Origin of the sequence: Kothea flammea, assembly GCF_052161645.1 — a bacterium.
Taxonomy (GTDB): domain Bacteria; phylum Planctomycetota; class Planctomycetia; order Pirellulales; family Pirellulaceae; genus Laterigemmans.
The window spans coordinates 3,385,918-3,399,838 of sequence record NZ_CP197414.1 but is presented as its reverse complement, the minus strand read 5'-3'; the positions used below and the strand labels follow the sequence as shown (position 1 = coordinate 3,399,838).

At 53.6% G+C, this 13,921-nt stretch carries 10 protein-coding genes and 1 pseudogene; 8 read left to right on the top strand and 3 right to left on the bottom strand.

Annotation, left to right across the window (positions count from 1 at the left end; all coding sequences use genetic code 11):
* Nucleotides 1–165: 165 nt before the first annotated feature.
* Both SH139x_RS12985 and SH139x_RS12980 read left to right on the top strand, forming a co-directional pair.
* The gene (locus SH139x_RS12985; protein WP_488355630.1) at nucleotides 166–372 is read left to right on the top strand and encodes a hypothetical protein; all 207 of its coding nucleotides are present in this window, start codon (nucleotides 166–168) and stop codon (nucleotides 370–372) included.
* Nucleotides 332–2,149 (top strand): hypothetical protein, encoded by a 1,818-nt coding sequence (locus SH139x_RS12980; RefSeq protein ID WP_488355629.1) that lies wholly within the window; start codon nucleotides 332–334, stop codon nucleotides 2,147–2,149. Before SH139x_RS12985 ends, SH139x_RS12980 begins: the two co-directional genes overlap by 41 nt.
* Nucleotides 2,150–2,360: 211 nt before the next feature.
* Here the strand turns inward: SH139x_RS12980 and SH139x_RS12975 are convergent, their stop codons facing one another.
* Entirely contained in the window at nucleotides 2,361–2,945 is a 585-nt protein-coding gene (locus SH139x_RS12975) for an AlkZ-related protein (protein WP_488355628.1), read from the bottom strand.
* Between the two features lie 889 nt (nucleotides 2,946–3,834).
* Between SH139x_RS12975 and SH139x_RS12970 the strand changes: the two genes are divergently transcribed.
* A complete protein-coding gene (locus SH139x_RS12970) occupies nucleotides 3,835–4,347 on the top strand; it encodes a hypothetical protein (RefSeq protein WP_488355627.1) in 513 nt (170 codons plus the stop codon).
* Nucleotides 4,348–4,401: 54 nt separating this feature from the next.
* On the opposite strand, the gene SH139x_RS12965 is transcribed toward SH139x_RS12970, so the two are convergent.
* Nucleotides 4,402–4,761, bottom strand: coding sequence for a hypothetical protein (locus SH139x_RS12965; protein ID WP_488355626.1), 360 nt, complete (start codon nucleotides 4,759–4,761; stop codon nucleotides 4,402–4,404).
* Nucleotides 4,762–5,338: 577 nt separating this feature from the next.
* Between SH139x_RS12965 and SH139x_RS12960 the strand changes: the two genes are divergently transcribed.
* The 5 genes and pseudogenes from SH139x_RS12960 to SH139x_RS12940 form a co-directional block, all read left to right on the top strand.
* The gene (locus SH139x_RS12960) at nucleotides 5,339–5,674 is read left to right on the top strand and encodes a cupin domain-containing protein (protein ID WP_488355625.1); all 336 of its coding nucleotides are present in this window, start codon (nucleotides 5,339–5,341) and stop codon (nucleotides 5,672–5,674) included.
* Nucleotides 5,675–5,711: 37 nt separating this feature from the next.
* Nucleotides 5,712–7,649, top strand: a complete 1,938-nt coding sequence (locus tag SH139x_RS12955) for an AI-2E family transporter (protein WP_488355624.1) — start codon at nucleotides 5,712–5,714, stop codon at nucleotides 7,647–7,649.
* Between the two features lie 291 nt (nucleotides 7,650–7,940).
* Nucleotides 7,941–9,710 carry an alpha-amylase family glycosyl hydrolase gene (locus tag SH139x_RS12950; protein WP_488356013.1) on the top strand — a complete coding sequence of 590 codons (1,770 nt, stop codon included), beginning with the start codon at nucleotides 7,941–7,943 and terminating at the stop codon, nucleotides 9,708–9,710.
* A 255-nt stretch (nucleotides 9,711–9,965) separates the two neighbouring features.
* On the top strand, nucleotides 9,966–10,112 hold the full coding sequence (locus SH139x_RS12945; protein WP_488355623.1) for a hypothetical protein: 147 nt from the start codon (nucleotides 9,966–9,968) through the stop codon (nucleotides 10,110–10,112).
* Nucleotides 10,113–10,286: 174 nt separating this feature from the next.
* A pseudogene (locus SH139x_RS12940) lies at nucleotides 10,287–10,409 on the top strand (IS481 family transposase); the annotation flags it as partial.
* 67 nt (nucleotides 10,410–10,476) lie between these two features.
* Here SH139x_RS12940 and SH139x_RS12935 read toward each other — a convergent pair.
* Nucleotides 10,477–13,917, bottom strand: coding sequence for a tetratricopeptide repeat protein (locus SH139x_RS12935; protein WP_488355622.1), 3,441 nt, complete (start codon nucleotides 13,915–13,917; stop codon nucleotides 10,477–10,479).
* Nucleotides 13,918–13,921: the final 4 nt, after the last annotated feature.

The following is a 13,921-nucleotide window of genomic DNA, read 5'->3' as shown; positions in this document are numbered from 1 at the left end:
GCATTGGTCTCTGGTTGCATAGGCCGCTCTGGCAATCGCCAGAGCGGTCTTCAACAGACTCTTCCAAATGCTGGCATCTACGCCGCGCCCTAACTAGGGTGCGATGCTGTGGGCTTGGGGTTCCGAGGATAGCGATAGTAACGCTATCCTCACGAAACCACTACAATGACCAAGTACTCTCGTTCCCCGCCGTTTTTTGAGGACGGGGTAGTTACTCCACGCATCGCCCCCGCTGCTGAGGTTATCGATGAAACAGAGCTTTCAATCGTGTTTTTTGCTTGGAACAATCACTTTTTCGTGGTTGCTCGCGTCGCCTTTACCTGCTCAATCGATGCCGCGCGAGAATGTGGTGGAGGTCCCCGCGATCGGTGACGGACTCTGCGTTAGCAACCTCTTTCAGACCAACATGGTCGTGCAGCGAGATAAACCCATTCAAATCTGGGGTTGGGCTCGCCCGGAAGAGCGAATCACGGTCAGCTTTGCCGGAGAGACACGGCAAGCGACTGCTGCTGCTGACCGTCGCTGGCAAATTTCGCTGCCGCCTTTTCCAGCAAATCGAGAACCCCAGCAAATAATGATTGAAGGCGAGGACCAACAAATTGTCTTGGAGAACATCCTGATCGGAGATGTCTGGGTTCTGGGTGGGCAAAGCAATATGGAGTTTGAGTTAGCCAAAGTCGAAAATGGGGCGCTGGAGATTATCTCCGCTAATTTTCCCGAGATTCGCTTGCTGACGGTACCCTATGGCCAGGGACCAGAATTCAAGCAAAGTTTCGCACGCTTACACGAGTGGAGCGACTGGTTCGGCAGGCACTTTCGCAAAGGCGACTGGGATGAATGCACTCCCGAATCAATACGTGATTTTTCCGCGATCGGATACGTGTTTGCTCGTCGTGTTCACAAAGCGGGCAACGTACCCATCGGTGTGATTGATGCCTCGCGTGGTGGTACCACGGTCGAGACCTGGACTCCCCTACCGGTGCTCCGCGAGTTGGATAGCCAACCCACTCAAGAGAAGCTAGCCGAGTTTGACCAAGCGGTTGCTGACTGGGATGCTCAGCATGACCTGGAAAATCGCATCGCGCAGCATCGCCAGTGGATCAAACAACAGAGTGCGGCTGGCAAACAAATTCCCGCGGATCGACAGCGAGAGCCCGATGATCTGCGTCCCGGACCCCTCGGCGACCACAATTTCCCCGGTCATTGCTATGCGGGCATGATCGCGCCCCTCGAGGGGCTGGCCGTCAAAGGAACGATCTTTCATCAAGGGTATAACAATGCCTTTGACGGTTCACGCGGGGCGGAAATGTACCGGGACGTCTTTCCGGAAATGATTAAGTCCTGGCGGGCGGCATTCGGAGATCCAGAGATGCCTTTTGGCATTATTTCGTTGTGCACTGATGGGTACCCTCAAACGCGCAACGACTATTGTGAGAAAATGTTTAACGCCGGAATCGAAATCCGCGAGGCCCAGTACCAAACTTTTCTTGAATTGTTGAACTCGGGTGACCAGCAGGTCGGATTCGCGAGCACTTATGATCTTAGACGTCGCTGGTACCACCCCCAATTAAAGATCCCCGCCGGCGAACGGATCGCGCGCTGGGCGTTGGCCACGCAATACGGTTTTGCGAACCAAATCCAATGGAAGCCGCCCATGTTGTTGAAGGTGGAGCGGCTCACCGGACAGCTAATTCTCGCACTCGACACCGAAGTCAACGATCCGCTCGAGGGAGCGATCGAAGGCTTTGCAATTGCCGGAGAAGACCGCAAATTTCATCCAGCCAACGTTTCTTATGCCGAGCAAGGCAAGGACGATCGAGGACGCGTTCAATACGACCGTAAACGACTTGTGTTAACCAGCCCCATGGTGCCAGCACCCACTCACTTTCGCTACGCTTGGGGGCGAAACCCACTTGCTAATTTACAAGCGACTGGCCACAAAGATCTTCCCTTTGCCACACAGCGGAGCGATAATTGGCGAATGGAAGAAGTGCCGCTGGGTATCTTCGAACAGCCGCCCGTTTTGCCAATCTCAGGTGGTGATCGCAATAAGATCATGCAAGCATTACGCCAGCAAGACAAGGAGCGACGATTGTTTGAAGCCACTCAAGTGCTCGATGCACAGGGAAATATCCCACCTGCTGGCTAACACCACTTGGCACTGATCGCACAACACCTCGGTACGAAAGACTGTGGTCAGTTCGCCTCGGTTCCCCGCGTGCGTCACGATTGCCCTGAACTGAGCGCAGCTACTCGAAGTGTGGATGCGGTTTGGTCATTCTGCGTTTATGCAAGCCGACAGCGTCACAACAAAGTCTTTCCAAGTGGCGCTAGCAGGCAGCGTCGACGACGCGCCGCGCTTAATGATCTATTTGTCTGGCTTCGGCTGGCTCGTTCGATGAGTTGTTCTCGTTTTGGTTGACCAACTCCATGTGCACCTCTCGCATGGTCAGCCAAAAATCATTCTTAAGTGACGGATCGTTGGCGCGAACGATGTTGAGACTAATCTGCAGCTTCTTGATCGCTGTATCAAACTGGCTCTTCGTGCAACCCAACTGCTCAATGGCTCGCTTACGAAGTGGCCCGGTAAACGCAGGTTCCGAGCGAATGAACTCGTAGATTTGCTGTGCCAGCTTATCCAAAACGCTGACCGGTTGAAAAGCTGCCGGGTAATGCATTTCGCGGAAGTATTGCATTTCCATCAGCACCGCATCACCACCTTTGATTTTTCCGTAGTAGACCAATTCAGGATAGGTCTGTGGAATGCGGGTTTTCCAGTCCCAGACAGCCATGACTTTCGGGCTCCAACCTCCTGCCTCGGGCTTATTTTCAGAGAGTGTCGTATTGTCCCACAACGATGGGTGGGGTGAGCCTTTGCTGCCGAATATGGTGCAAATTCTATGGTCAATGACGAACTGAAGAGCTTCTTCAAATGTTTTGATCATCGGTATTCACGTTCGTCTGGGTTCATGATTTGATTTGCGTCTTTGCCGATACCAGGTATCTAGTTGTACCAATCTCTATCGAAGTCGCTTTGGCACGAAATAATCGGCCAGTTATTCCAACCACGATAAAACATACGCCTCTTGTTGCTCATTTTCCGGGGCTTTCCAGGTCGCACGCTGTTTGTCCGCATGCCGGCGTCAAACAGCGACTGAATCCGCTGGCGATGATCCGCTGGTTCTGGCCGACTTGGGTACGCCCCAGCGAGCAACCAGTCATCGACGCCCCAATAGGTTCGATTGCAGGGCGTCGGTCTCGTTGGATGCGGGAATGTGGTTAGAATGGACAAGCGAGGTCTCGGGTAAGAAGTGTTCGGATAGTCGAGAGAGTTTGAGAGTCTTCGTTGTTTGGGTCGGGGGAGCGTGCAGGAAAGGGCTCTACCCGCGCACAATTCGCTTCAAACTTTTTCTCCAAAGCTCCTTTCCGTGTAAGTTGCTCTCTGGAAACGACGCAGAGAGGTAATCCGCTTGATAAGCCCGCATGTCCGACACTAGGGGACGCCCACGCGTGGAGGACAGCGTCAGCGATTACGCCCGCTCGATCGTTTTCGGCCGGGCACGAGGTCACCTGGTTGCGGCGGGCTGCAAGGCAATCTCGAGGCTTTCCAGAGAACAACTGGAGCTTCGGCAGGTACTGTCGAAACCACCCGAGCTGACCACAACTCAGAAGCAACATGGCAAAAGCATCCGAGGTGAGGCTTGAGGGACCTGCAAAAGATGCATCCATTCTTTGTTGGTGCAAGTCGGGGAATATGCCGATAAAGATCCTTCATCCGTTATGTTCCGGAAGTTCAGCATGGCTTATTGCCGGGCAACGTAAGGTGAGCATTATATGCAAAGACGGAAGTTTCTCGGCATTTTAGTTTACGCTCCCGCGGCGGCTGCGGTCACTTCGGCCTCTGGGGGGTGTGGGATGTTTTTGTACCCAGAGCGAATCAACGCACCTCGTAGCAATCAGGTTGACTGGAAAGTGGCTGCTCTGGATGGCCTCGGATTGATCCTTTTCTTTGTCCCGGGGGTTGTTGCGTTCGCGGTCGACTTCTACACGGGCGCGATCTACTTGCCCGCCGGACACACAAACGGGGGCCACGCGGCCAGCAGCATTGAGTTGGAAAGATACGACATTCCCCGCGACGAATTGAAGGTTTCCACGCTTGAAAGTGTCGTCTCTAATCATGTCGGAACATCCGTCTCTTTGCGAGTTGATAACTCACGCGTTAGCCAATTAGAAAAGCTAGAAGGATTTAGAGCACAAGTTGAGCATCACCAACGTCACTCAGGGTTTGGGCACAAATTACAGGCGTTCTTCGCCCCCTGGAAAAACCGTTTCGGGGTCGAAGCCTGAGCGCTGCACGCGTGTCAAATCTTCATCCAAAGTAGCATCGTTGCTCGATCGAAACTATCTGGGCGGTAGCGGGAGACGTTGGCTAGATTGATGCCGGCTGGCAAACCGCCGCAAGCACAACATGCTGACAAAACAAAATGTTCGCAGCGCGACAATCGCATGCGGCTCATCCGGCCTAACGCCCAGCGGCGGCACACCGCTGGGGCCAACGTGCCGCTGCGGGGCAACCTGCGGAACATTGCCGAGTCCATGGGCCGCATGCTTGACGCCCGCATCGCATTTCGGCTGCCAATCGTGATCGCTGGCATGATACTCGCCGGTGGACGCCGAACCGCCGCCAGTTGGTTTCGCTGTGCCGGAGTCAAGGACGATCGAGACCGATTCTACGATCTGCTCGCGTCGGTTGGAAGCCATGCACGGTGGATTTACCCCGACAAGCACGGGAGTCAAATCATGTCACAGCCAGCAAGCGTTTTCGCGCAGAACCACCTTACATCTCTGTGCTATGCAGACGTCTGCGACTGAGGGAACTGGACTCGGCATTTGCGACAAGAACGCAGCACCTAGATCTTATACCATTGTAGGTGCTGAGCAACCGTGAACTAGAGGTGCTGGCTTTGATCGGGCATTGGAATTCGATCCCGGAGACTGGAAAGTTACTTCATCGCAGTCCTCGAACTATCGAGCAGCACAAGGTCGCCATCGGTAAAAAACGTGGATGCTCAACCATTGCGGACTTGGCGCGGATCATTAGCGAAGCCGGTCTTCGCATCAACGATGTCCACCTGAAGCATCTGCCTGCGCTGCGACCAGAGTTCCAACAGGTCATGGATTAGTGCTTATCGCATCAGCGAATGGAACCTGCCGAACCTCCATCGCCGCACGTCGCTGTCCGTCGCCGAGCGTACTTGTTCACGATGGCGCGGGGTTTGCATGGTCACTACTACCTCAACCATTTCTATTGCCTCAACTGAATTTCCAAAAGAACCAGATGGACATTCCACAAGTCTCTGCGAAAGAAGATGCCGCCACCGGCGAGATGGGCCAGCAGTATTTGGCGACTGGCAAGCAGGTCGCTCTCCGCCGCTGGATTGAACCGGTTTGCGATTACGGCGAAACAGTCAGTCGCGATTACGAAACGGTTGGCTTTGTACTTGAAGGCGCGCTGGAACTCGATTTGGATGGACAGACCGTGAAGGTCGTTGCCGGTGCATCCTGGCTCGTGCCCGAAGGGGCTCTCCATCGCTACCGCATCCTGCAACCAATCGTGGCGATTGAAGCCACAAGCCCTCCAGGGCGATTCAACGATCGCGACGAACCTGTTTAGCAAAACTTCCCCAACTCTCGCCTCGTCGAACTCCTGAATGGCAAAACCCAAAACCGATCTCGCGACCATCTCGACGGTCGCTCAATTGCTAGCGGTTGTTCTCACTGTCACGGCGTTGTTCTTTGCTCGCGACGTGTTCATCCCACTCGCACTCGGATTATTATTGTCATTCTTGCTCAGCCCCATCGTCAACCGCTTGCAGCGGTGGGGTGTACCAAATGTTGCGGCCGTTGTGATGACGGCGTTCCTCGCGTTCATGCTGCTCGCAGGCGGATTCACGCTGCTTGGTCGTGAACTGAGCACATTGGTCGGCAATCTGCCAAAGCACAGGGTCGAATTGGTTGCGAAAGCGAGAAGCGTTGCCGAGATGACGACCGGTGTCGGCGGTTCTCTCGATAAGCTGGCCGAAGAAATGACGGAGGCGATGGAGGAAGTTCCTGCGACGGCCCGTGAAAACGAATCAGCCAGCGAAGTGTCTCCCGAACAGTCGGTCTTGGAGCGTTGGGTGGACACGTTGCTTGCTGCCCCCGCCTTGCTCAACGAAGTTCCGCCAAACGATGGCACCTCAGCAGACTCACCATTGTATGTCACTGAAATCAAGGATGCCTTACCGCTGGCCTCTTGGGCGACAACGGCTGGAACGGTTCTTGGTCCGCTTGCCACGGCTGGTTTGGTCAGCGTGTTTGCTTTGTTCATGTTGATTCACCGCGAAGACCTGCGAGACCGAACCATTGCCGTCGTTAGTCACGGCAATTACGTTACTACGACCGAAGCGCTCGACGAAGCGGCGGGACGGATTAGCCGGTATCTGATCGCCCAAACGCTCGTCAATACCTCCTACGGGTTTGTTCTTACAGTCGGGCTGATAATCATCAGTGCGGCCATGACCGATGGCGCTGTGTTCCCGAATGCGATCTTGTGGGGCGTGCTCGCAACTTGCTTGCGTTTTGTGCCCTACCTCGGACCGATCGCAGCGGCGATCTTCCCGCTGGCGATCGCACTGTCTGTGTTTTCCGGCTATAACGTGTTCCTCGCCGTGTTAACGCTGATCGTTTTGATGGAATTGCTCAGCAACAACGTTCTGGTGCCGTGGTTGTATGGCGCGAGCACTGGCATTTCTGCGGTGGCTGTGATCGTTGCTGCCGTGTTTTGGGGCTGGCTGTGGGGCCCCGTCGGTCTGTTGCTTTCGACGCCGCTTACAGTATGCCTGGTCGTGCTGGGACGTTATGTGCCTCGGTTCAAGATGCTGGCAACATTGCTGGGCGAAGAAATCGAAATCAAAACCTCGCTGCGGTTCTATCAACGGTTGCTCGCCAATGACGATCACCGAGCGAAAGAAATGCTGCTGCAGTTTGCGGACAAGCACGGCTTCGATCAATCCTGCGACGAAGTTCTCGTCCCCGCACTGAAACGAATCCGCAACGATCATGACGCAGAGTACCTTTCCGACGCCGACGCAGATCGCTTGTTCTCGATGATGGGCGGTTTGAGTGCCGAGCTAAGTGATCATGTTCTTGATGGGGAAAGTCCGGTCAGCAACTTGCCCGTTGTCGTCACCTGCAACTCGCATCACTTCAGTGAAACGTTGGTGATGAACCTGCTTCGCACCGGCGGCCATGGCCTGTTCCAACTTGATGCCCTTGAAGACGAAACGCTGCCGCAAGGAATCGGTGAACACATGCTGGTTAGCAACCCGGCCTCGGTCGTCATCGCCGTCTTGCCGAAAGGAGGTTTCGCACAGGCTCGCTTTCTGTGCAAGTCCATCCGTACCGAAGGCTACACAGGCCCGATCGTGATTGCCTGCTTTGGCAAGTTCAAGACGTTTGACAAGCTATTCGTCAAGTTTCGTAAGGCGGGAGCGACCAGCATGACGACATCCTACACGCAAACTAAATCAGAGCTTGAGTCGATCATTGCTGAGCGAAATCGAATCAAGCCACTCAACGAACCAACTCCACAATACACTCAAAGATAGGCGATCGATGTCGGGGTTGTGCCCCATCAATCTACCGTGCCCACGTTTCGCCGCTACACCGAGTCTGATTTGTCGATAGCAACAGCGTGGTGGTCGGCTACGCTCGCCCATGCTCTGCAAGAAATGCCCAAGGACTGGGCTGATGATTCCTTTTCAGATTCTTAGTCTTCCGATTCAGAGTCACCCCGCAACATTCAGAATCTTTCTCAAGGCACCAAGATCGTGAAGCAAACCAATACGCTATCGCAATCCCAATCTCAAACTGCTCAAGCTGATCTACACATCGCAGGCATGGGACCGATCATGCTAGACCAGGGAGTCGCTTTTCGCGTCTGGGCACCCAACGCTGAATCCGTCAGCGTGATCGGTGACTTCAACGATTGGAAATCGGGGGCGATTCCGATGCAACGTGAAGACAGCGGTTGTTGGTTCGCCATTGTTGAATCCGCCAAGCCTGGCCAAGAGTACAAGTACGAGATCACCAACGGCGACAGAACCTTTCAGCGGATCGACCCTCGTGTTCGGGAGGTCACCAACTCGATCGGAAACGGCGTTCTTCACGATCCGCGATTCGATTGGCAGGGAGACGATTTCCAGATGCCCGCTTGGAACGAATTGGTGATCTACGAAACGCACATCGGTACTTTCTTTCGCAGCGACAAAGACGGCGTCGGCACGTTCGATGACTTTGCATCGAAGTTCGATCACCTGAAAGCACTCGGCGTGAACGCGCTGCAGATCATGCCACTTGCTGAGTTCGCCGGTGATTTGTCATGGGGCTACAACCCGGCTCACCCGTACGCGATCGAATCCGCCTATGGTGGTCCCATTGGATTCAAGCAATTTGTTCGTGCGGCCCACCAGGCCGGCTTCGCCGTGATCTTGGACGTCGTATACAACCACTTCGGTCCCAGTGACTTGAACTTGTGGCAATTCGACGGTTGGAGCGAAAACGAAAAGGGCGGCATCTACTTTTACAACGACCATCGCAGTCAAACCCCCTGGGGTGACACACGACCGGACTATGGACGCGGCGAAGTCCGATCCTACATTCGCGACAATGCGATGATGTGGCTACAGGACTTTCACGTTGACGGCTTGCGCTACGACATGACGCTTTACATTCGCAGCATCGACGCCTCCGGACAACACGAGATACCCGACGGTTGGGGGCTGACGCAGTGGGTCAATCGCGAGATCCATCAATTCAAGCCAGCTGCCATCACCATCGCGGAAGACTTGCAGGACAATCCTTATCTGACCAAATCCGACATCGAAGGCGGTGCCGGATTCGGGACTCAGTGGGATGCCAAGTTTGTCCATCCAATCCGTGATGTGATCACGCAAATCGACGACGCGAACCGCGACATGAACAAAGTCTGCGACGCTCTTTACCACACTTACAACGGCAACGCGTTTCAAAGAGTCGTCTACACGGAATCGCACGATGAAGTCGCCAATGGCAAGTCCCGTATCCCCAGTGAAGTCGATGCCCACGACACCGACGCCTGGCACGCCCAAAAACGGGCCACGTTGGGCTTGGCGTTGGTGATGACCGCCCCCGGCATTCCGATGTTGTTCCAAGGCCAAGAATTTCTTGAAGACGGATGGTTTCAGGACGCTGATGAACTCGATTGGAGTCAAGCGGAGGATCACGCTGGCATCATCAAGTTAACCGCCAAGTTGACTCAATTGCGGTTGAACCGAAACGCAAGTACCAAAGGCTTGACTGGTCATCACGTCGATGTCTTTCACACCAACCATCACGACAAAGTCATTGCCTTCAAGCGTTGGCATGAGGGCGGACCAGGCGACGAAACCATCGTCATCGTCAACTTTGCCAATCAACATTTCAGCGAGTACGAATTCGGCCTGCCAGCCCAAGGTAAATGGACCCGCCGCTTCAGCAGTGATCGCAAAGCTTTCAGCGACGACTTCGGTGGCAACGCCAGCGGAGACATCGAAGCAATTCAACTGCCGTATGACGGGCAACCCCACCGAGCGCGAGTCGAGTTGCCGCCGTACACCGTCTCAATCTACTCGCAGGACGCCGCAAGGTAAGCCGTAGAACAACGAGATCGCTATGAGCTAGTCCCCAATTCCTGTACCACCAGCTAAGGTAGATTTGAGAGCAGTTTTCCTGGTAGCCTCCTGGTCGTTCAATGCCCTCGAGTCAAAGGAGAGATTCATGGCGAAACCACGCAGAGTAATCGGTGCGAAAGAGAAGGCGAAAGTTGCGATTACGGCGATCAAGGAGCACAAGACCACGCGTGAATTGTCAACACAGTTCAAAGTCCATGTCACCCAAATTGGTGCATGGAAAAAAAGCTCATTGACACAGCTCCGGAAATCCTTGAACGCGACTACAAGGCATCACGTGAGCAAAAGTTCCAGCAGCGAGAAGCGGAGCTCTACCAAGAAATTGGCCGTTTGAAAATTGAGCTAGAATGGATCAAAAAATAAGCTGCGAGTTTCGAATGATGCACTTAGGTCACTGATCGAACCAGGCCACGATTCATTGAGCATTCGACGCCAATGTGAACTCCTAAGGCTTCCACGTTCCACGTATTACATGGAGCCGGCAAGCGAGTCCCCGGAGAACCTGAAGCGGATGTCGATGAATGGATGCGGAGTTACAACGAAAAACGACCACATAGCGGAAGATTCTGTTTCGGGAAGACTCCGAGACAAACTTTCGATGACTCGAAGAAACTGGCCGAACAGAAAATGCTCGACCAGCTCTTACAGCCCAGTGCGTAATCTGGGTAAAACATGTCAGATCAAGTTCTGGCTACTACAGTTGAATTTTTAATATCGAACACGCAAATCACTGAGCCAAGTGTAACTTTAGTTTTGACTCCCACTCATCGCCCTTCGCCCGCTCTCCCAGCTTGGCATAAATGTCAATCAAACACTGAATAAACATGGCTCGTCGTTCGCCAACTTGAGCAAAAACAGGAGGTTCTCGTTTTTCCATACCCGCTAAACCATCCAAAAGCAACAACTCTGCTTGCTCAAGCTTTTCGATACCGGACTCACCGACTTCAGCTGCCGACGCCATCAGAGCGACTTGACCATGCATTGCCATCACATGGTATCGACCCCAGTTGTCGATTTCGTTTGCGTCGTGAATTGATCGGCACTCGTCAAGTAACGGTTCAGCATGCGATACCAAGCCGGAACGCAGCAAAATCTGACCAGCCTTCTCTAGTTGCGTTGCCAAGTCCACAGGGTCAACATTCTGCCGTTTCCTCACATCCCCCAAATACTCCTCAAGTACTTTCAATCCCAACTCAGACCGCTGAGACCGAAAATAGGCATCAGCCAACTCCAGATTGACGAACGACAAGCTCGACTGATCGATTGAAACTAAGTAGGCCTCTTCGAGCAACGTGACGGCATCAGCGAGCCGACCAGCATCACGATAATTGACTCCCAGATTCGCCGCACAGGCCATGGTGCGAGGATCTATCCGGCCATACTTTTCCTCGCTTGCCTTTAGTGCCCGCTCAAACAGCGGAATAGCCTTTCCATACTGACCAGCACACCAATAACCTTGCGCTAAATTTTGTAAAATACTCAAGGTTGTGGAGTGCTCAGCAGTTAAGATCTTCATGCTGAGCTGTAAGCATTGCTCGTTGAGTTGCTGTGCTCTCTCCAGATTCCCCAACGATTGATGGCAAGCGGCCAAGTTAACTCGCCTGACCAGCGTGCTTGGATGCTCGAGCCCCAAACTCGATTCAGACACTTTTAACGACTGTTCGAAGAACGGAAGGGCGAGTTTGTGGTCACCGGCCGCTCGATAAGCCATCGCCAAACTACCTGTGGCATTGGCGAAATTAGGGTGCTCCGAGCCAAATTTTTTCCTGACCAACTCCAAGGCTTCTTCGAACAGACTGATCGCCTGCTCGTGCTGGTTGCTATTTCGATAGCAGACGGCTAATCCAACAAGCGCGTAGATCGTATTTGGATGCTCTTCACCATAGGCGTCCTTCGTGTATTCATACTCCCGTTGGACCAGCGGCATTGCTTTCTCATACATGCCAGCCATGCTGTATAATACGCCCAGTTGCCCAGAGCAGGTGTTTGTATCAGGATGATCGGGACCAAGTGTTTGCTGTTGCAATGCCAGCGTCCGTTCTAGCAAGTCCATGGCTTGCTTGGGTTGGTCTGCTTGCTTCAAAGCCATCGCAAGATCGTACATATTGGTCAGCGTGACGTGCGCCGTGGGCCCCTGTAGCGTTTGCCTTCGCTGGAGGGTGCGTCGCAAGATCAGCACTGCTTCGTTCGGCTCACCCAACGCGCGATAATTTTTTGCCAGCATGCGCATGCTGCTAAGAATCTCAATATCGCCTTCACCCAAAAGCGTTTTTTTCCTGGCAAGAATGTCTTCGATGATCGGCATCGCTTGCTGGTGTTCTCCAACAGCCTGTAGGGAGGTGGCAAAATTTTCTTGAGCGTCGAGTGTTTGCAAATCGTCAGGCCCCAAGTCATTCGCGTAGAGTTGGGCGGCCTGCCGGCACAACTTAACTGCTTTTTCGTACTCACCGAGATTACGATAGCTGCGGCCTATCATCAATTGCAGCCTAGCTAGTGTTAGCGGTTTAAGGTCGTCGCGGGTTCGCAGTTTCTCGGCTGCTCGATCAAGTAGTTCCCTCAAGGTGCTGTCTTTTGTCAAACCTGTGCTTTGGTCATCAAAATCCAGTCTTCCTTCGAGGCTTGTAAGGGCCAGAATATCTCGCGCCAGAAAGTCGGCGATCGCCTCGGCGTATTCTCGCTCACGTGCTTCGTTTTGGAGGGCCAGTTGTTTCTCGGCGAGTTCGGTACGAGCGGCCTTCGCGTACTTCCGCGATTCCAATAAGCCCCACGATGTACCAATCACGCCTGCAGTAAGTGTCGCCACCAGCAAGCTCGCCGCGAGTAGCAACCGGTTGTGACGGATTGCCAGTTTTCGCAGCCGATATCCGGCCGTGGGAGGCTGTGCTTCCACCAAATCGCCGTCAAGGTAACGCTGGATATCCCGCGCGAAAGCATCTGCGGTTTCATAACGTTGATTGCGGTCACGATCGACCGCGCGAAGTACGATCCAATCAAGTTCACGACGTAGCAATTGCGATAACTTGTTGGGGTCAATTCCTCGCTTATCGGCAATTTTCGCAGCGGTATTCGCAGCGGTATTTTGCGAGCTCAACTTGGAACTCGGTCGTGGCGAATCCGAGTCTCGAACCATTCGCAACAGGCCGGCAACTCCCGCCGCGTTATTGCTGAGTGCTTCATGAGGAGGCGAACCCACAAGCAACTCATAAAGTATGGTGCCAAGCGAATAAACATCGGCCCGCGCGTCCACATCGGCGGAAGTCGGGTCGGCCTGTTCGGGGGACATGTAGGCGGGAGTTCCCACAAGAAATGCAGTCGCGTTACTTCCCTGTTCGCCACCCTCAGACTCAATCGCTTTCGCAACGCCAAAATCAATAATTTTAGGCTGCGGTTGTCCATTAACGCGAGTAACCAACACGTTCGCTGGCTTCAAGTCACGATGAATAATGCCCTTTGTGTGTGCGTGCTGAACCGCCTGACAAACGGACGCAAACAACTTGAGACGCGCTCGGATGGTAAGCCGTTCGACATCACAAAACTCCGTGATCGGCAGGCCATCCACCAGCTCCATTACAAAAAACGGCTGCCCCTCCAAACCGCTGCCGCCATCGTATATCTTCGCAATGTGTGGATGATCCATCCTGGCTAATGCTTGGCGCTCAGCATTAAAACGAGCAATAACTCGCGAGGAATCCATTCCACTCTTAATCAATTTGATTGCCACCCGGCGCTGCACCGGTGATTGCTGATCCGCCAAGTAGACCGAACCCATGCCACCTTCACCGATCAAACTGACCAGTATGTAGCGATCCGCAATCACAGTTCCCGACGGTAAGGGCGTGGAAGACTTTAGTCCAAGAACTTGACGCCGCAACGGCGTTGCGAGTTGCGTTTCACTGTATAATTCGCTGACTACGTTTTGGCGGTCTGGAAACCGCGTCAGATAAATATTTAGTGATGCCAGTTGCCCCTGGGCGGCAAACCACTCAAGTTCAATTTCCAAGAGTTCGCGAAAGAGTGGGGCCACAATATCCGCAGACGCCGAGTCAAGGACGTCCTCGAGACTAACAGGTACTTCATGATGGAGTGCAGATTCAAATCTCTCGCTCAATCTGTGAATAATCCCCAAGGACTCGTCAGAGAGTAAATCATACCGATGGGGATTACTCACTCAC

Coding starts and splice junctions, on each gene's coding strand:
- SH139x_RS12960 (WP_488355625.1), top strand. CDS start 5,339: ATGGACATTCCACAAGTCTCTGCGAAAGAAGATGCCGCCACCGGCGAG.
- SH139x_RS12970 (WP_488355627.1), top strand. CDS start 3,835: ATGCAAAGACGGAAGTTTCTCGGCATTTTAGTTTACGCTCCCGCGGCG.
- SH139x_RS12955 (WP_488355624.1), top strand. CDS start 5,712: ATGGCAAAACCCAAAACCGATCTCGCGACCATCTCGACGGTCGCTCAA.
- SH139x_RS12965 (WP_488355626.1), bottom strand. CDS start 4,761: ATGGCTTCCAACCGACGCGAGCAGATCGTAGAATCGGTCTCGATCGTC.
- SH139x_RS12945 (WP_488355623.1), top strand. CDS start 9,966: ATGGAAAAAAAGCTCATTGACACAGCTCCGGAAATCCTTGAACGCGAC.
- SH139x_RS12950 (WP_488356013.1), top strand. CDS start 7,941: ATGGGACCGATCATGCTAGACCAGGGAGTCGCTTTTCGCGTCTGGGCA.
- SH139x_RS12980 (WP_488355629.1), top strand. CDS start 332: ATGCCGCGCGAGAATGTGGTGGAGGTCCCCGCGATCGGTGACGGACTC.
- SH139x_RS12985 (WP_488355630.1), top strand. CDS start 166: ATGACCAAGTACTCTCGTTCCCCGCCGTTTTTTGAGGACGGGGTAGTT.
- SH139x_RS12975 (WP_488355628.1), bottom strand. CDS start 2,945: ATGATCAAAACATTTGAAGAAGCTCTTCAGTTCGTCATTGACCATAGA.